Below are 16,958 nucleotides of genomic sequence, written 5' to 3'. Positions count from 1 at the left end.
GCGTTGCGTCACACCGATCTCCGGGGTCGGCACGTCCAGTCCGGCGGCGCGGATCCGCGCCGAGACCGAGGAGCCGATACCGCCGTGCAGTCCGCTGTCCTCGAGCGTCACCACCATGCGGTGGTGCTCGGCCAGTTTCACGATGCCCTCGTTGACCGGCAGCACCCAGCGCGGATCGATGACGGTGACCGAAATCCCTTCCGCCTCCAGCAGTTCCGCGGTGCGCATGGCCAGTTCCGCGAAACAGCCGACGCCGACCAGCAGCACATCGCCGTGCACCGACCGCACCGATTCCCGGCCGTCGGGCAGGTGCAGCACGTCGATGCCGTCATGCCGCTCGATGGCCGAGATCTCCTCGCACACCGTGCCTTTCGGGAAGCGGATGGCGGTCGGGCCGTCGTTGATCAGCAGCGCCTCGCCCAGTTCCTCACGCAGGGTGGCCGCGTCGCGCGGGGCGGCCACGCGCATTCCGGGCACGATGCCCAGCACCGACATATCCCACATGCCGTTGTGCGAGGCGCCGTCGTCGCCGGTGAGGCCGGCCCGGTCGAGCACCAGCGTCACCGGCAGCTTCAGCAGCGCCACATCCATGAGCAGCTGGTCGAAGGCGCGGTTGAGGAAGGTGGAGTAGATGGCGACCACCGGATGCATGCCGCCCAGCGCCAGCCCGGCCGCCGAGGCGATACCGTGCTGTTCGGCGATGCCGACGTCGAACATGCGCTCCGGGAAGCGGTTCCCGAACGCGCTCAGCCCGGTCGGTCCGGGCATGGCGGCGGTGATGGCCACGATGTCGTCGCGCTGTTCGGCCTGGGCGATGAGTTCCTCGGAGAACACCGCGGTCCAGCTCTGCGCCCCGGATTTGCCGACCGGCTCGCCGGTCTCGGGATCGATGCGGCCCACGGCGTGCATCTGATCGGCCACGTGGTCCTCGGCCGGTTTGAAACCGCGCCCCTTCTGGGTGACCGCGTGCACCACCACCGGGCCGCCGAAGTCCTTGGCCCGCCGCAGCGCCGCTTCCAGGGCCACCGGGTCGTGCCCGTCCACCGGACCCACGTATTTCAGCCCGAGGTCGCCGAACAGCTCCTGCGGCGCGACCGCGTCCTTGATGCCGGTTTTGAGCGCGTGCAGCATCGAGTAGGCCGGTTCGCCCACCCGGGGAATGGACTGCACGATGCGTTTGGTGGCGTCGAGGGCGTGCTCGTAGGCGGGCTGCATGCGCAGCGCGGTGAGCCGGTCGGCCAGGCCGCCGATGGTGGGCGCGTAGGAGCGGCCGTTGTCGTTCACCACGATGACGACCGAGCGGTCCTGCCCGGCGGCGATATTGTTCAGCGCCTCCCAGCACATGCCGCCGGTGAGCGCGCCATCGCCGACCACCGCGACCACATGCCGCTTCTGCCGGGTCAGCGCGAACGCCTTGGCCAGCCCGTCGGCGTAGGACAGCGCGGCCGAGGCGTGCGAGGACTCCACCCAGTCGTGCTCGCTCTCGGCGCGGCACGGGTAACCGGACAGCCCGCCCTGCTTGCGCAGCGTGTCGAAACCGTCCTTGCGGCCGGTCAGCATCTTGTGCACGTACGCCTGGTGGCCGGTGTCGAAGATGATCGGGTCGGCCGGCGAGTCGAAGATGCGGTGCAGCGCGATGGTCAGCTCCACGACGCCGAGGTTCGGCCCCAGGTGACCGCCCGTCGCGGCGACCTTCCGCACCAGGAACTCGCGAATCTCCTCGGCCAACTCGCCCAGCTCCGGTACCGACAGCCGACGCAGGTCCTCGGGCGTATCGACCCGGGAAAGCACTCCCACGGCTATTGCTCCCTCCGGAAAACTCCTGTGTTTGCCACAGTCTACGGAGCCCCTACCGGCCCCCGATGCCGGGAATGAAACCCCACCTGCGACATCGGCTTCGAATGTGAGGTTACACACGATACCCGGGTTCGCGCGGGCCGTCGGCGGGGTCGGGGCGGACAACGGGCGGCGGTGGGGCACGCCTGTTCGACCTCCCGGATTCCGGCCGGGCCCTGGATACAGTGAATCGGTGCCCGCACCGCATGCCGACACCGCGCGGTCTCGCGACGGCGTGGTGGCCCGCATCGTCGCCGAGGTGTACCGCATCTGCCGCGCCGACGGCTCCGGCGCGCTGGCCGACTACATACCGGAACTCGCCGCGGTACAACCGGATTCGTTCGGGCTCTGCCTGGCCACCGCCGACGGGCGGGTGTACGGCAGCGGAGACCTGGACACCCGCTTCACCATCCAGTCGATCTCCAAACCGTTCACCTACGCGCTGGCGCTGGCCGACCGCGGTCCGGCGGCGGTGGCCGAGCGCATCGACGTGGAGCCGAGCGGGGAGCCGTTCTTCGAGCTCAGTCTCGACCCCGGCACCCAGTGGCCGCGCAATCCGATGATCAACGCGGGCGCGATCGCCGCGGCGGCCCTGGTCACCGGCCGCGACGCCGCCGACCGGTTCGAACGCGTCCGGCGCAGCTACAGCCGGTTCGCCGGACGTGAGCTGCGGCTCAACGAGGCGTGTACGCCTCCGAGGCGCGCACGGGCTACCGCAACCGCGCCATCGGCTATCTGCTGCGTGGCGCGGGCATCATCGACGGCGATCCGGACGAGGCGGTGGACCGCTACTTCCGGCAGTGCTCCATCGACATCACCTGCCGCGACCTCGCGCTGATGGCGGCCACGCTGGCCAACAACGGGGTGCATCCGCGGACCCGCGAACGCGCGCTCACCGCGCCGCTGGTGCGGCAGGTGCTCAGCGTCATGACCACCTGCGGTATGTACGACGCCGCCGGAGACTGGGTGACCACGGTGGGTTTGCCCGCGAAAAGCGGTGTGGGCGGCGGGATTCTGGCGGTGCTGCCCGGACAGCTCGGCATCGCCGTGTCCTCGCCGCGGCTGGACGCGCACGGCAGCAGCGTGCGCGGGGTGCGGGCGTGCCGGGAGCTGTCGGATCGGCTGGGCCCTGCACTTCCTGCACGTGACCCGCGCCGCGCACACCGCCATCCGGGCGGCCTATTCGGTGGCGGAAGCGCCGTCGCAGCTGCGCCGCGAGGGAGCGGAACTGGCGGTGCTGGAACGCTTCGGTGACCGGGCGCGCATTGTCGAACTGCACGGTGACCTGCTGTTCGCGGGTGCGGAGTCGGCGGTGCGGGCGGTGGAGGAGTTCCCCGGGGAGCTGGACGCGCTGGTGCTCGACGTGCGCGAGGTGGGCGATGTGAGCGCCATCGCGGTGCGCATGCTGGCGGAGCTGCGCACCGCACTGGCCGCCACCGGCTGCCGGGTCGCACTGGTGGACCCGGGACGCCACACTCGGGCAGTTGGCATCGAGCCTCGATCCCGACGATCCGCACGAGCGGGTGTTCATCGACCGGGACAGCGCCGCGGAATGGTGTGAACAGGTCGTGCTCGACCGCCACGGGCCGCCCGCACAGCGCACGGCCGTCCCCGTGGCGGGCCACCCCGCGCTGGCCGGGCTGTCCGAGGACCAACGGCACTCCCTGGCAGCGGAATTCACGGTACGCACGCTGGCGCGCGGTGAGACCATCGTGGCCGCGGGCAGTCCGCGCTCGGGCCTGTACCTCGTTCTCGACGGCCGGGTGCGGATCGGGTTCACCGGCCGCGACGGCCGCCGCCACCGCCTCGTCACCCTCACGGCCGGGATGTCCTTCGGCGAGATCTCCCTGATCCTCGACCAACCGTTCCCCAACGACATCCTCGCCGAGACCACCGTCAGCCTGGCGGTGCTCACACCCGACCGCTTCGACACCCTCACCCAGCAGGCCCCGGCGCTCGAGGTCGCCCTGCTCGAACGCCTGGCCGCCGCCGCGTACGGCCAGGCCGACGCGGCGGTGCGCGCCCTGGCCGCCCACGGCGGGGCGTACTGAATTCGACTCGTCGCCGCCGACGGGCGCACCGTACCGCATACCACGACGCGGCGGTGCGGGCGCTGTCGCGGCGTGGGTAGCATCGGCCGTGACCCGTCCGCCGCACCAGGAGGAATGCCCGTGACCAGCACCGAGACCGGCACCGTCACCACCTTCGGCAGCGGGGCGGCCCGCGCCACGCCGGATCTCATGCGGGTCACCATCTCCATCGAGTCGCGAGCGGAGACCGTGTCGGCCGCGTACGCCCGCGCCGGGGAGCGCAGTGACGCGGTGGTCGCCAGCCTGCGCGGGGACGGAGTGCGGTCCACCGATATCGCCACCAGCGGGCTGTCGGTGCGCACCGACACCGCGTGGGCGGAGAATCGCGAACGCATCACCGGCTACATCGCCACCACCGCACTGACCGTGGCACTCCGCGATGTCGGAACTACCGGTGCCGCAACGGCATCCGGCACTCCCCCGGCCACCGTCATCGCACACGCCGTGGACGCGGGCGGCGACGACGTCCGTCTCGGTGGGCTGCACCTCACCGTCTCCGACGAGGAGGCGCTGCTGGAACGCGCGCGCGACGCTGCCTGGGACAACGCCCTCGCCAAGGCCACCCGGTACGCCACCCGCGCCGGACGCACCCTCGGACCGGTGCTGGAGATCACCGAGAACACCTCGATGCCCACCCCGGTCCCCCGCGCCTACGCCGTCGCCGCCAAATCCGCCGGGATGGGCGGAGCCCCGGAGATTCCCCTCGAACTCGGCGAGAGCGAACTGTCCGCGAGCCTGCGCGTCACCTGGCAGCTGAGCTGAACAGGTCCCTATCGGAAGTACGGATAGTCCTGCACCCAATGGAATCCGCGACTGTTCAGGGTGAAGCTGTTCGGGTCGATGCGTTCCAGCGTGACCGTGATCGGGCGGCCACGCAATGTCCCGCGCAGTGACAGCCGATCCGGCACCGGTCGCTCGACCGACAGCATCGCGAACGGTTGCCTCGTCTCGTCGCTGAGTATCACCTGCCCGTCCGGGTGGAATTCGGCGCGCGCCGCCACCAGTTCCCCGTTCATCCGTTGATAGGTCGCTTCCGCGGGGTCGTCGAAAACCAGTCGCTGCCACCGATTCTCGTCGGTCGTCAACGGTGGTACCGGTTGTCCGTCGAGGGTGAACTCGCGCACCTCCCAGATCCCGTACAGCTCGGACTTCGGGCGGTCGGGACCGTACTGCTCCTGCCAGACCTGCCAGCGGTCGTAGCCGCCCAGCACGACCCAGAGGCCGACGGCGACCTGAACCCACCCGGCGATGCGGTTCTTCCGAGCGTCGGCGAACAGCGTGGGCGGCGTCAACGGTCGGCACGGGCGCTGCCGCACGAACAGGTCGAACAGTCGCGCACAGTAGGGCGCGAGCAGGATCAGACCCATCAGCAGCAGGTGCCCGGACAGCAGTTTCTCCGGTATGTCGAAGGTCAGGTTCAACAGCAGCACCTGAGCCATGCAGAGCACACTCGCCAGTGCACCCGATACCGCTGTCCGGGGCACGAACAGCAACAGCCCGGCCACGAATTCCGCCGCACCGAGCGCCATCTCGTACGGATGCGAGCTGCCGACCTGTAGCCACAGCACCGAGGCCGGACTCAGATCCCCGTACGGCTGCAACAGCTGTGCCAGCGTCGGGCCGGGCATCTGGGTCGGGATCAGCTTGGCGACTCCGAAACTCACCATCACCCCACCCAGGCACAGCCGCAGGAAGACGGTGAACCACGCCGCCATTCGGGGGTGCGCGGTCCGGCGAGCGAAGCCGGTCCACACCGCGGCGACCACGATCGCGACCACCAGGATGGAGAACGCCAGCACCCAGTTCGCCGTCTGGTCACCGGCTCCCGAGTCCCGGTGCAGCACGGCGTCGACGCCGAAGAACGTCCGGCCCACCCACCCGGTGATCGGGTCGGCCGGGGCGACGGTCCACTTCCCGCCGAGGCGATGGACCCACCGTCCGAGCAGACCCAGGAGCGTGAACGGGATCACGGTGAGGAGCAGGCAGTACAAGCTGAAGTAGACGAAGCAGAAACGAAAGACGACCCACCGCCAACCCGCCGTGGTCGTGGTCGATGCTGAAAGGCTGCGATGCACGCATCAAGACAAGACGGCGCGGTGTGGTCGGCACGTATGCGTTTTTCGATACACCGGCGATATGCGTCGGATGATACCTCGAATACCCTTGGGACACATCGGTGTCCGGTTCAGCCCGGATGCGGCCGATAGGCGGTCAGGAACACGTCGATCGCCGCGTCGACCGTGTCGGGGACCGGTGCGGTGGCATCGAGCATCCGGGCGTTCAGCGGCGCACCCACGACCAGCCACGTGAGCTGTTGCGCGGCCGTCGCGGGGTCGGGGACGCACAGTAGGCCACGCGCGTCCAGGGTCTGCAACGTCGCGGCGAGATCACCGACATTGCGGATTGCCCGCCTAGTTTTAGAACTGATCAGTACTAAAGGAGATGGCCATGATTGTTGCCGGTGTCTGCCTCGCGGCGGTCGTCTCGTTCGCCCTCAGCGCGGCCCTCTACGCGATACCTCCGATCACCGCGCTGATATCCCGGACGAGCACCCCGCGCCCCGGAATCGGCGTGCCCGCGCAGATGGGGTTCGTCGTACTGCGCGGCCTGCTCGCGGCGGCGGTCCTGGCGGCATTGCTGCTGGCCGGTGATCGACACGGCGTCGGCGCCGGAGCGGCGCTGGGCGCGATCGTGGCGATTCTCCCGGTGACCATCCTCGCCGGTGCGATCGTGCACGAGAACGTCCCGATCCCGACCGCACTCGTGCACATGACCGACTGGGTCCTCAAGCTGGTTGTCAGCGGTGCCGTGCTCGGCCTGTTCATCTGACCACCACGCCGCACCGCCTCGGTGATCTCCTCGACGCCGGACCGCCTTCAGACCCCCGGCAGCCGCACCGTGACACGCAGCCCACCGGCGGCGCGCGGTGTGAGCGTGAGCGTTCCGTCGTGCGCTCGGGTGATGCTCTCGACGATGGCCAGCCCGAGCCCCACGCCGGCGTGATCGGCGCGTATGCGTTCGGTGCCGCGGCGGAACGGCTCGACGAGGGTCGACACCACCTGGGCCGACAGCATTTCGCCGGTGTTCTCGACCGTGAGTGTGACCGCGCCGGGGTGCATCGTGGTCGTCACCCACACGATGCCTCGGTCGGCGACATTGTGCACGAGCGCGTTGTGCACGAGATTCGTCGTCAGTTGCAGCAGGAGCGCGGGTGAGCCGACGGTCGGGGTGATGTCGCCGGAGGTTTCGATGGTGATCCCGCGCGCTTCGGCGACAGGGAGCAGTGTTTCGGTGGCCTCCTCGGCCAGCAGCGACAGGTCCACGGGTTCCCGCGCGAAGGAACGCTGATCGGCGCGGCTGAGCAGGAGCAGCGCTTCGGTCAACTCGATCGCCCGCGAATTGACGGCGTGCAGGCGTTCGACGAGTTCGCCGGTGCGGCGATCCGGATCGTCGCGGGCGACCTCCAGCAGCGTCCGCGTGATCGCCAACGGTGTGCGCAGTTCGTGCGAGGCATTCGCGGCGAACCTGCGCTGTTCGGCGATATGCGACTCCAGCCGCGCGAGCATGCCGTCGAACGCGTCGGCGAGTTCACGGAACTCGTCGCGGCGGCCCGGAAGCCGAATTCGGTGCGCGAGCGAGCCATTCGCGGCGGCCCGGGTGGCCGCGGCGATACTGTCCAGCGGCGCGAGCATGCGGCCGGCCAGCAGCCAGCCGCCCACCAGACCGAATACCAGCAGGAACGCCAGCACCGCGGCCGCGGCCGTGCCGAACACACCCGGACCGAAATTGGACGGGTCGACAATGAGCGGGAGATTGGCGGGGTCGGGAACGACATTCCCGACCGGCAGGTCACGCAGCAGGAACACCCATACGGCGGCCAGCAGCAGCACGCCCGCGAGCATGAGGAACCCGGTGTAGCTGAGCGTGAGCTTGAGGCGGACGCTCAGCCCGGGCGCCCTATTCATGGGCGGATTCGTCGATCCGGTAGCCGACGCCGGGCACGGTGGCGATGAGGCCGGGTTCACCGAGTCGCTTCCGCAAGGCCGATACGGTGATCCGCACCGCGTTCGTGAACGGGTCGGCGTTCTCGTCCCATGCTCGCTCCAGCAATTCCTCGGCGCTGATCACTCCGCCTTCCGCGGCGACCAGAACCTCGAGCACCGCGAATTGCTTGCGCGTGAGCGCGATATAGCGTCCGTCGCGATAGACCTCGCGGCGGAACGGATCCACCCGCAGTCCGGCGATTTCCCGCACCGGCGGTCGACTGTGCGCGCGCCGACGGTCCAGCGCCCGCAGCCGGAGCACGAGTTCTCGGAGTTCGAAAGGTTTGGTGAGATAGTCGTCGGCGCCGAGCTCGAATCCGGACGCCTTGTCGTCGAGCCGGTCGGCGGCGGTCAACATCAGAATGGGCATGCCGCTACCGGAGGCGACGATGCGTTCGGCGATCTCGTCGCCGGAGGGCCCGGGGATATCGCGGTCGAGGACGGCGATGTCATAGGTATTGATGCTCAACAGTTCCATCGCGGTGTCACCGTCACCGGCGATGTCGGCGGCGATCGCGGCCAGGCGCAGCCCGTCGCGAACGGCCTCTGCCAGGTAGGGCTCGTCCTCCACCACCAATACGCGCATGGTCTCGATGCTAGGTGCCGTCGTATTTCGCCGACGTATGCAAAACGGCTTACGAGGCGGCAACACCCCGCTGCCTTGACTGGCGGCATGAGAACCAGCCCCATTACCCGCAGGCTCGCCCTGGCACTGTTCGCCGCCCTCACCTCGATCCCCGTGGCCTGCGGAGAATTCGCGGAGGCCGACGGTGGACTGCCCCGCGATGCGACGGTGTTCGACGACCGGTACCCCGGCGTCGCGAACCTGACCCCCGAATTACTCCGAGCACTGCGGCAGGCGGCGTCCGACGCCGCCGCCGACGGGGTCACGTTCGTCGTCAACAGCGGCTGGCGCTCCCCGGATCACCAGAATCGTCTGCTGCGTGAGGCGGTCACGAAGTACGGTTCGCTACAGGCCGCCACCCGGTGGGTCGCGACCCCGGAAACGTCGGCGCATGTGACGGGCGACGCCGTCGACCTCGCCCCGGAGGCCGCGCGGTGGCTTGCCGCGCACGGTACCCGCTACGGCCTGTGCCAGATCTACGCCAACGAGCCGTGGCATTACGAACTGCGCCCCGAGGCGATCCACGGTGGTTGTGTCCCCATGTACCCCGATCCGGCCCACGATCCGAGGATGCGACGCCCCGCGGACCCGAACCGGCCCCGTCCGCGAATCGCGCCCCGCCCGTGACCGGTCACGTCTCACAGTTCCAGCAGCGCGAGGCATTCCACGTGGTGGGTACCGGGAAAAGCGTCGAAGGCACGCAACTCGGTGACCAGGTAGCCCGCATCCCGGTAGAGGCCGATGTCGCGGGCGAACGCGGCCGGATCGCAGCCGATGTGCACGATGCGGCGCGGCGAGCGTGCGGCGAGCGCCGCCACCACCTCCTTGCCCGCGCCCGCCCGGGGTGGATCGAGTACCACGACTTCCGGTGTGGCCGAGGGCTGTTCGGCAATCCAGCGCTCGACCCGCTCGGCGCGCAGCCGCACCCACGGCAGGTCGCCCAGTGCCGCGGTGCCGTCGGCGACGGCCGTCCGCGCGAGCTCGACACCCGATACCGCACCGGTGGCGCCGACCTGTTCGGCCACCCGCGCGGCGAAAACGCCGACCCCGCAGTACAGATCCCAGGCCAATGCGCCGGGCGAGGCGTACGCCCATTCGGCCACCACATCCGAATAGCACTGCGCCGCACCGATATGCGGCTGCCAGAACCCGGTGGCCGACAGCTCCCAACGCCGACCCGCCACATACTGGACCGCCCGGCCGGTGCCCTCGACCACGGTTTCGGTACGTGACGCATGTGCCGCCGCCCGGCGCGCGGTCGCGCCCCGGCGATCATCGTTCGACCGACCCCGGCGGTCGCTGTACGGGCCACTTCGGTCGTTCTCCGAGCCGCTCCTGCCGCGACCGTCCGGCCTGTTGCGGCGGTCGCCGACCGCGCCACCGTGACGGCCGCCCACATCGCCGTGTCGGCCACGGCTGCCACCCCGTACGCCACGATCCGCGCCCCCGCGACCACCCGGCGGTCCATAGCCGGTCCGTCGATCGGCGTGCTCGGCCCGACGGCTCCCCGCCGCACCGCTGTCCGGAGGACTCAGTTCGACGATATGACGCTGCCCGTCCCCGTCCACCGCGACCACGAGATCCGCCCCGGGCGTCCAGATGCGCTCGGCGATACCCGCCATCGCACCGGCCACCGGCTGCGGACACCGCAGGTCGGGAATCACCTCCGCCCCGCGATAGCGATGCACCCCGGCCCGCCCCTCGGAGTCCACGGCCAGCCGTACCCGGCTGCGCCAGCCTCGGATCGGTTCCGTGTTCCCGGGCGCACGGCCGCCGGGTCGCCGCCCGGCCGCTGTCCCGGAGTCGCCGGATACCGACTCCCCCGGTGCCGTCCCACCGGATCGCCCACCGCCGGTGAGCGCATCATCATCCGGAGTCGGCACGCTGTTCGGACCCAGCGGGTTCGAGGTCGCCGTCCGGCGCAGCAGGCCGAGGTCCACCGGGATCGGTTCGACGACGATCTCGGTCTCCCATCCGGCCAGCCGTCGCAGCTGCTCGGTGACCACCATCGCCTTCAGCCCGCGCTGCGCCTCGGGGGTGGCGTAGGAGAAATCACAGCAGCCCGCGCCGCCGACACCCGAGACCGGGCACAGGGCGGGCACTCGGTCCGGAGACGGCTCCAGGATCTCGAATGCTTCGGCGCGGCAGAAGGATCCGCCGCGGTCCTCGGTCACGCGGGCGCGGACCAGCTCGCCGGGCAGGCCGTGCCGGACGAACAAGACCCGACCCTCGTGCCGGGCCACGCAGAAGCCGCCGTGCCCGGGTGGGCCGAGGCGTACCTCCAGTTCGGCTCCGCGCCAGTCACCCACGCCCGTCACCGAATCCACGCCGGATCGCGCCCGGTGCGCTGACCTCGCCGTCGCGGCGGGCCTTGGTCGAGGAGCTGAGCTGCCAGGGCACGCTGGTCACCATGACGCCGGGTTCGAACAGCAGGCGCCCCTTGAGCCGCAGCGCGCTCTGGTTGTGCAGCAACTGTTCCCACCAGCGGCCCACCACGTATTCGGGGATGAACACGGTGACCACGTCGCGCGGGGAATCCTTGCGCAGCCGCTTCACGTAGTCCACCACCGGCTTGGTGATCTCCCGATACGGCGATTCGATCACCTTGAGCGGCACCGCGATATCGCTGCGCTCCCATTCCCGCACCAGCGCGCGGGTGTCGGGTTCGTCGACGTTCACGGTGATGGCCTCGAGCGTGTCGGGCCGAGTGGCGCGAGCGTAGGCGATGGCGCGCTTGGTCGGCAGATGCAGTTTGGACACCAGCACGATGGAGTGGGTGCGGCTGGGCAGCACACCGTCCCATTCGGTCTCGTCGAGTTCGCGCGCGACCGTGTCGTAGTGGCGGCGAATGAGTTTCATGAGCCCGAAGATGGACGCCATGGTGACGATGGCGATCCACGCCCCCGCCAGGAACTTGGTGACCAGCACGATGATGAGCACGGCGGCGGTCATCGTGAGGCCGATGGCGTTGATCACGCGCGAGCGCTTCATCCGCGCCCGCTGCTCCGGATCGGTCTCGGTGCGCAGCAGCCGCGTCCAGTGCCGCAGCATGCCCGTCTGGCTCAGCACGAACGAGACGAACACGCCGACGATGTAGAGCTGGATGAGATGCGTCACCTCCGCGCCGAACAGCACCACGAAGGCGATGGCCCCGCCCGCCAGGAAGATGATGCCGTTGCTGAAGGCCAGCCGGTCGCCGCGGGTGTGCAGCTGCCGGGGCAGGAACCGGTCCTGCGCCAGCACCGACGCCAGCACCGGGAATCCGTTGAAGGCGGTATTGGCCGCCAGCACCAGGATCAGCGCGGTGACGATGGTGATGAAGAAGAACCCGATCGGGAATTCGGAGAACACCGCGTGCGCCAGCTGCGCGATCAGGGTCTTCTGCTCGTAGCCCGCCGGCGCGCCGACGAGATCCTTCACATTCTCCGCGTACACGATGCCGACCCGCTGGGCGAGCACGATCATGCTCATGAACAGTGTGACGGCGATGACGCCGAGCAACAGCAGGGTGGTGGCGGCATTGCGGGACTTGGGTTTCCGGAAGGCGGGCACCCCGTTGCTGATGGCCTCCACACCGGTCAGCGCCGCACAGCCGGAGGAGAAGGCGCGCGCGATGAGGAAGACCAGCGCGATGCCGAGCAGATGGTCCTCGTCGGATTGCAGTTCGAAGCCGTAGGACTCGGCGTGCACCGTCTCACCCAGCACGTCGGTGCGGAAGAATCCCCAGATCAGCATGGCGAACATGCCGAACATGAAGGCGTAGGTGGGGATGGCGAACATGGTGCCGGATTCGCGCACGCCACGCAGGTTCATGGCGGTCAGCAGCGCGATGGCCACCACCGCGAACAGCACCTTGTGCGTGGCTACGAACGGCACCGCCGAACCGATGTTGGAGGCCGCCGAGGAGATCGACACCGCCACCGTGAGCACGTAGTCCACCAGCAGCGCACTGCCGACGGTGAGGCCCGCCGTGGGACCGAGATTCTTGGTCGCCACCTCGTAGTCGCCGCCGCCGGAGGGGTAGGCGTGCACGTTCTGCCGGTAGCTGGCCACCACGACGGCCATCACCACCGCCACCGCGATGCCGATCCAGGGCGCGTACACGTACGCCGACAGCCCGGCCACCGACAGCACCAGGAAGATCTCCTCCGGCGCGTACGCCACCGACGACAGCGCATCGGAGGCGAACACCGGCAGGGCGATCCGTTTGGGTAGCAGCGTGTGCCCCAGCGAATCGCTACGGAAGGGGCGGCCCACCACCATGCGTTTGGCGGCCGTCGTCAACTTCGACACTCGAGGCAGCATAAGGCAGCCCGGGGCATGCGTTATTCGCGGCGCGGCCGGGCGGCCGATATGCACCTCTTCGATGTGAGAAATTCTCGTTCCGGTTTGAAAGCATTCAGGAGGGGGAACGTGGCCTCGGAGGAACATGGGCGGTACGGTTGCCCCCCGGACAAGCAACCAGACCGCACACCACGTTTTCGGGAATGGGGTTCGAACGGTGTACGTAGTGATCATGGGGTGTGGGCGAGTGGGCTCCGCCCTCGCGCGGGCCCTGGTCCGCATCGGTCACGAGGTCGCGGTGATCGACCAGAACTCGAGCGCCTTCCTGCGCCTGGGCCGCGATTTTCCCGGAATGTGCGTCACCGGTGTCGGATTTGACCGAGATGTCCTGACTCGCGCGGGAATCGAACGGGCGGGCGCATTCGCCGCCGTATCCTCCGGCGACAACTCCAACATCATCTCGGCGCGGGTCGCGCGCGAAACCTTCGGCGTGGAACGCGTGGTCGCCCGCATCTACGACGCCAAGCGCGCCGCCGTCTACGAGCGGCTGGGCATCCCGACCATCGCCACCGTGCCCTGGACCACCGACCGCTTCCTGCGCACCCTCGTCTCCGACCAGGCCACCACCTCGTGGCGCGACCCCACCGGCACCGTCGCGGTCACCGAACTCACCCTGCACGAGGACTGGTACGGCCGCACCGTCACCGACCTGGAGGGCACGATCGGCGCGCGCGTCGCGTTCATCATCCGCTTCGGACAGGGCGTCCTGCCCACCGGAAAAACCGTGCTGCAGGCGGACGACGCCGTCTACATCGCCGCGACCTCGGGCACCGTCGGCGAGGCCGTCGCCCTGGCCACCACCGCACCCGCCCACGAGGACTGATCATGAAGGTAGCCATTGCCGGGGCCGGAGCCGTCGGCCGCAGCATCGCCCAGGAACTACTGCGCGGCGGCCACGAGGTGATGCTGCTCGAACGCCGCCTCGACCATATCGACCCCACCGTCGCCCCCACCGCCGTCTGGGTGCACGCCGACGCGTGCGAACTGGAACTGCTCGAGGAAGCGGATCTGGAGACCTACGAGGTGGTCATCGCCGCCACCGGCGACGACAAGGTGAACCTGGTGTTCAGCCTGCTCGCCAAGACCGAGTTCGGGGTGCGGCGGGTGGTGGCGCGCGTCAACGACCCGCGCAACGAGTGGCTGTTCGACACGTCCTGGGGCGTGGACGTGGCCGTCTCGACACCGCGCCTGCTGGCCTCCCTGGTGGAGGAGGCGGTGTCGGTGGGCGATCTGGTGCGGCTGATGACCCTGCGCCAGGGTCAGGCCAATCTGGTGGAGATCACACTGCCGACCGATACACCGCTGGCGGGCAAGGCCGTTCGCACCCTCGCCATCCCCCGCGACGTCGCGCTGGTGACCATTCTGCGCGGCGGACGGGTGATCGTGCCGCAGGGCGACGACCCGCTCGAAGGGGAAGACGAACTGCTGTTCGTCACCTCCGTGGAAGCCGAGGACGAGCTACGGAAGGCCCTCGGCGTCAACGGTTTCGGCCCCGGCACGGCCGCGACCCCGGCGGAGTTCTCCACCGGAGCCGATTTCGCCTCCTGACAGGCCCCGGACCGGATGCGCCGCGGGCGTCCGATCCGGCCCGGCGCTCAGGACGCGGCCCGCAACTCGGCGCGCAGCTTGTTCAGCGCGCGATGCTGCATGACCCGCACCACGCCCGGACTGGTGCCGATCGCCTCCGCCGTCTCCGCGGCCGTCCACCCCAGCACGATGCGCATGACCAGCACCTCACGATGAGTGGGTGCCAGCACCTTCATGAGTTCCCGGGTGGCGGCTCTGGCCTCCGACGCCAGCGCCCGCTCCTCCGGCCCCGCCTCGGTATTCGGCTCGTCCGGGAACTCCGCCACCGGATAGGCCGGGTGCACCTGCGCCCGGCGGTAGGCGTCGGCCACCTTGTTGGCCGAGATGCCGTAGACGAAGGCCAGGAACGACTTGCCCTGGTCGCGGTAGCGCGGAATCGCCTGCACGGTCGCCAGGCAGATCTCCTGCGCCACATCGTCGGTGGTGACGTGCAGATGGGCCGCGCCGCTCATGCGGGCCGCACAGTAGCGGCGCACCAGCGGATACACGATCCGCAGCATGTCCGATACCGCGTGCTTGTCACCGCTGGCGGCCGGTCCGATCAGCTTCTCCAATTCGGCTGCCGCCCGGCGACTCTCCGACGTCGCCGCACTGTTCTTGGAACCCCGCCCCGCCAGATGCCGGCGCGAGGCGCCCTGCGCCGCCGAACCGCGCCCCTCGTCGCGGATGTCCGACGTCGCCGCTGCCTTGCCCTCGGTAACCAACTCCGGTCCTTTCATCGTTTCCTGTCACAAACGATGTTGCTGCGAACCGAAGCGCCGAAATAGGTACCCCAGGGGTGGGTTGGGATCCACCTTTATGCCACCGATGCCCCCAAAGGTGTTGCGTCCGGCGCGCTTCGCGCGATAAGTGCCCCCGGAAACCAGGGCTCGCGCATCAGGGCTTGCGCGCGGGCAGGTGCCCGGCGCGGCGCACCGCCCAGACGGTCACCAGCAGGGCGACCGCCGTCAACGGCCAGCCCATGGCGATGCGGGCCGCGGCCAGCAGCCCCGTGGAGTCGGCGTCGTAGAAGTGGTTCTGCACCACGTAGCGGGCACTGAACACCACCGCCCACACCGCGGTGGCCAGGTCGTAGAGGCGCATGGCCCGGCGGTCGGACCGCCAGTCGCTGCCGTGGCCGTTCAGGAAACCCCAGATGACACCGGCCAGCGGCCAGCGCACCAGCAGCGACAGCACGAACGCGCCCGCGTACACCAGGCTGGCGTAGATGCCGAACAGGAAGAAGCCCTTGGCCTCACCCATGCGGTAGGCGATGAAGGCGCACACGCCCACCCCGAGGAATCCGGAGATGGCGGGCTGGACCGGATCGCGACGCACGATCCGCCAGATCAGAATGGCCGTAGCGACCCCCAGGGCCGCCCAGATGGCGGTGGTGAGGCCGCGCCAGGTATTCACCGGCACGAACACCACAACGGGCAGTGACGAGTAGATCAGGCCACTGAAACCGCCCATCTGCTCGAGCAGCGACTGTTCGACCCGCTCCTCGCGGGCCTCCTCCGCGGCGGCCTCGCGGCCGGCAGCGGCGAGCAGGGCCTGGTCCGCGCCATCGAAAATGGACCGCTCGGCGGCGGCGAGCGCCGCGTCGTCGACGCTGCCCGGCTGCCCGGCGGTGCGGAAGTTCGTACCCTTGTCGTCGCTGCTCGGTATCGGCATGCCTCAGGATTTCTCGTGGAGTTCGTAGTAGGGGTTGTAGATCACCTTGCCGCCGGCGCGTTCACCGATCCGGCCGCGGACCAGAATCCTACGTCCCGGTTCGATGCCGGGGATGCGGCGGCGCCCGATCCACACCAGGGCGATGCTGTCGGTGCCGTCGAAGAACTCCGCCTCGACCTCCGCACCGGCCGCCTTGGGACAGGCTTCGACACTGCGCAGCCGACCCAGCATGGTGACCTCTTCACCCCGTCGACACTCCGACGCCCGACAGGCCCCCGACGCCTCCGACGTCTCGGCGAGTTCCTCGGCGTCCAATCGATCCAGGTCCTCGGTCAGCCGGCGGCTCAACCGCCGGAAATAACCGGAGGGTGTGTCCTTCCCACCCGAGGATGGCATCTCGCACTTCCCTGTAGAGCAAGACGGCGTGGGTCTCACGTCGTCGGGTTTCCCACACGACCGGCTTCGGCCGTACACCGCCACTGTAGAGGTGTGGGCCTGCCCCCGCCACGCGCGCCCGACGTGAGTAGCCTCATCCGGGTGCCCGATCTACCCCGTCCGGCGATCGCCGTCGCTCTGCCCGGAACCGGATCCGACGCCCACTTCGCCCGGCGCGCCTTCGAAACCGCCTGTGCCGCATTCGATCTGCCGTTGCACGCGGTCGACCCGGATGCGCGCGGCGTGGTCGCGAGCTACCGTGCCGCCCTGGACGCCGCCGCCCGCTCCGGGCCGGTGCTGATCGCCGGAATCTCACTCGGCGCGGCCGTCGCGGTCGACTGGGCC

At 69.5% G+C, this 16,958-nt stretch carries 15 protein-coding genes and 2 pseudogenes; 7 read left to right on the top strand and 10 right to left on the bottom strand.

Annotation, left to right across the window (positions count from 1 at the left end; genetic code table 11):
* On the bottom strand, positions 1–1,797 hold a 1,797-nt coding region (dxs, locus tag QK444_RS15765), incomplete at its 3' end, for a 1-deoxy-D-xylulose-5-phosphate synthase (RefSeq protein ID WP_282781036.1).
* 274 nt (positions 1,798–2,071) lie between these two features.
* Here dxs and glsA point away from each other — a divergent pair.
* Both glsA and QK444_RS15755 read left to right on the top strand, forming a co-directional pair.
* Positions 2,072–3,887: pseudogene (gene glsA, locus QK444_RS15760) on the top strand (glutaminase A).
* 114 nt (positions 3,888–4,001) lie between these two features.
* Positions 4,002–4,688 carry an SIMPL domain-containing protein gene (locus QK444_RS15755; protein ID WP_282781034.1) on the top strand — a complete coding sequence of 229 codons (687 nt, stop codon included), beginning with the start codon at positions 4,002–4,004 and terminating at the stop codon, positions 4,686–4,688.
* An 8-nt stretch (positions 4,689–4,696) separates the two neighbouring features.
* Here QK444_RS15755 and QK444_RS15750 read toward each other — a convergent pair whose 3' ends face one another.
* Both QK444_RS15750 and QK444_RS15745 read right to left on the bottom strand, forming a co-directional pair.
* Positions 4,697–6,001 carry a DoxX family protein gene (locus tag QK444_RS15750; protein WP_282781032.1) on the bottom strand — a complete coding sequence of 435 codons (1,305 nt, stop codon included), beginning with the start codon at positions 5,999–6,001 and terminating at the stop codon, positions 4,697–4,699.
* Between the two features lie 110 nt (positions 6,002–6,111).
* A complete protein-coding gene (locus QK444_RS15745) occupies positions 6,112–6,330 on the bottom strand; it encodes a TetR/AcrR family transcriptional regulator C-terminal domain-containing protein (RefSeq protein WP_282781040.1) in 219 nt (72 codons plus the stop codon).
* A 44-nt stretch (positions 6,331–6,374) separates the two neighbouring features.
* Between QK444_RS15745 and QK444_RS15740 the strand changes: the two genes are divergently transcribed.
* Positions 6,375–6,755: a DUF1761 family protein gene (locus QK444_RS15740; protein ID WP_282781031.1), complete on the top strand. Its 381-nt coding sequence runs from the start codon at positions 6,375–6,377 to the stop codon at positions 6,753–6,755.
* Positions 6,756–6,802: 47 nt separating this feature from the next.
* Here the strand turns inward: QK444_RS15740 and QK444_RS15735 are convergent, their stop codons facing one another.
* A complete protein-coding gene (locus QK444_RS15735) occupies positions 6,803–7,891 on the bottom strand; it encodes a HAMP domain-containing sensor histidine kinase (RefSeq protein WP_282781029.1) in 1,089 nt (362 codons plus the stop codon).
* Positions 7,884–8,555, bottom strand: coding sequence for a response regulator transcription factor (locus tag QK444_RS15730; protein WP_282781026.1), 672 nt, complete (start codon positions 8,553–8,555; stop codon positions 7,884–7,886). Before QK444_RS15730 ends, QK444_RS15735 begins: the two co-directional genes overlap by 8 nt.
* 87 nt (positions 8,556–8,642) lie before the next feature.
* Here QK444_RS15730 and QK444_RS15725 point away from each other — a divergent pair, with 87 nt between their 5' ends.
* On the top strand, positions 8,643–9,221 hold the full coding sequence (locus QK444_RS15725; protein WP_282781024.1) for a M15 family metallopeptidase: 579 nt from the start codon (positions 8,643–8,645) through the stop codon (positions 9,219–9,221).
* An 11-nt stretch (positions 9,222–9,232) separates the two neighbouring features.
* Here the strand turns inward: QK444_RS15725 and QK444_RS15720 are convergent, their stop codons facing one another.
* Together QK444_RS15720 and QK444_RS15715 are read right to left on the bottom strand one after the other, a co-directional pair.
* Positions 9,233–10,903 (bottom strand): TRAM domain-containing protein, encoded by a 1,671-nt coding sequence (locus QK444_RS15720; RefSeq protein ID WP_282781023.1) that lies wholly within the window; start codon positions 10,901–10,903, stop codon positions 9,233–9,235.
* Positions 10,896–12,887, bottom strand: coding sequence for an APC family permease (locus QK444_RS15715; RefSeq protein ID WP_282781021.1), 1,992 nt, complete (start codon positions 12,885–12,887; stop codon positions 10,896–10,898). Before QK444_RS15715 ends, QK444_RS15720 begins: the two co-directional genes overlap by 8 nt.
* Positions 12,888–13,095: 208 nt before the next feature.
* Here QK444_RS15715 and QK444_RS15710 point away from each other — a divergent pair, with 208 nt between their 5' ends.
* Both QK444_RS15710 and QK444_RS15705 read left to right on the top strand, forming a co-directional pair.
* Positions 13,096–13,761, top strand: coding sequence for a TrkA family potassium uptake protein (locus QK444_RS15710; RefSeq protein ID WP_282781019.1), 666 nt, complete (start codon positions 13,096–13,098; stop codon positions 13,759–13,761).
* A gap of 2 nt (positions 13,762–13,763) precedes the next feature.
* Positions 13,764–14,486 carry a TrkA family potassium uptake protein gene (locus QK444_RS15705; protein WP_143981700.1) on the top strand — a complete coding sequence of 241 codons (723 nt, stop codon included), beginning with the start codon at positions 13,764–13,766 and terminating at the stop codon, positions 14,484–14,486.
* A 47-nt stretch (positions 14,487–14,533) separates the two neighbouring features.
* Here QK444_RS15705 and QK444_RS15700 read toward each other — a convergent pair whose 3' ends face one another.
* From QK444_RS15700 to QK444_RS15690, 3 genes are all read right to left on the bottom strand, one after another.
* The gene (locus tag QK444_RS15700) at positions 14,534–15,244 is read right to left on the bottom strand and encodes a sigma-70 family RNA polymerase sigma factor (protein WP_282781016.1); all 711 of its coding nucleotides are present in this window, start codon (positions 15,242–15,244) and stop codon (positions 14,534–14,536) included.
* Positions 15,245–15,401: 157 nt separating this feature from the next.
* Positions 15,402–15,977, bottom strand: a complete 576-nt coding sequence (locus QK444_RS15695) for a DUF3159 domain-containing protein (RefSeq protein WP_039815559.1) — start codon at positions 15,975–15,977, stop codon at positions 15,402–15,404.
* A 204-nt stretch (positions 15,978–16,181) separates the two neighbouring features.
* Entirely contained in the window at positions 16,182–16,574 is a 393-nt protein-coding gene (locus tag QK444_RS15690; protein WP_029924106.1) for an OB-fold nucleic acid binding domain-containing protein, read from the bottom strand.
* Between the two features lie 141 nt (positions 16,575–16,715).
* On the opposite strand from QK444_RS15690, the pseudogene QK444_RS15685 reads away from it, so the two are divergent.
* Positions 16,716–16,958: pseudogene (locus QK444_RS15685) on the top strand (alpha/beta hydrolase); the annotation flags it as partial.

The organism is Nocardia sp. CC201C, assembly GCF_030010695.1.
Taxonomy (GTDB): domain Bacteria; phylum Actinomycetota; class Actinomycetes; order Mycobacteriales; family Mycobacteriaceae; genus Nocardia; species Nocardia otitidiscaviarum.
This window is presented reverse-complemented; position numbering and strand designations above follow the sequence as displayed.

Excerpts from the sequence above, each read along its gene's own strand:
- QK444_RS15705 (WP_143981700.1), top strand. The coding sequence starts at position 13,764 with ATGAAGGTAGCCATTGCCGGGGCCGGAGCCGTCGGCCGCAGCATCGCC.
- QK444_RS15755 (WP_282781034.1), top strand. The coding sequence starts at position 4,002 with ATGCCCGTGACCAGCACCGAGACCGGCACCGTCACCACCTTCGGCAGC.
- QK444_RS15740 (WP_282781031.1), top strand. The coding sequence starts at position 6,375 with ATGATTGTTGCCGGTGTCTGCCTCGCGGCGGTCGTCTCGTTCGCCCTC.
- QK444_RS15725 (WP_282781024.1), top strand. The coding sequence starts at position 8,643 with ATGAGAACCAGCCCCATTACCCGCAGGCTCGCCCTGGCACTGTTCGCC.
- QK444_RS15700 (WP_282781016.1), bottom strand. The coding sequence starts at position 15,244 with ATGAAAGGACCGGAGTTGGTTACCGAGGGCAAGGCAGCGGCGACGTCG.
- QK444_RS15730 (WP_282781026.1), bottom strand. The coding sequence starts at position 8,555 with ATGCGCGTATTGGTGGTGGAGGACGAGCCCTACCTGGCAGAGGCCGTT.
- QK444_RS15695 (WP_039815559.1), bottom strand. The coding sequence starts at position 15,977 with ATGGGCGGTTTCAGTGGCCTGATCTACTCGTCACTGCCCGTTGTGGTG.
- QK444_RS15690 (WP_029924106.1), bottom strand. The coding sequence starts at position 16,574 with ATGCCATCCTCGGGTGGGAAGGACACACCCTCCGGTTATTTCCGGCGG.
- QK444_RS15735 (WP_282781029.1), bottom strand. The coding sequence starts at position 7,891 with ATGAATAGGGCGCCCGGGCTGAGCGTCCGCCTCAAGCTCACGCTCAGC.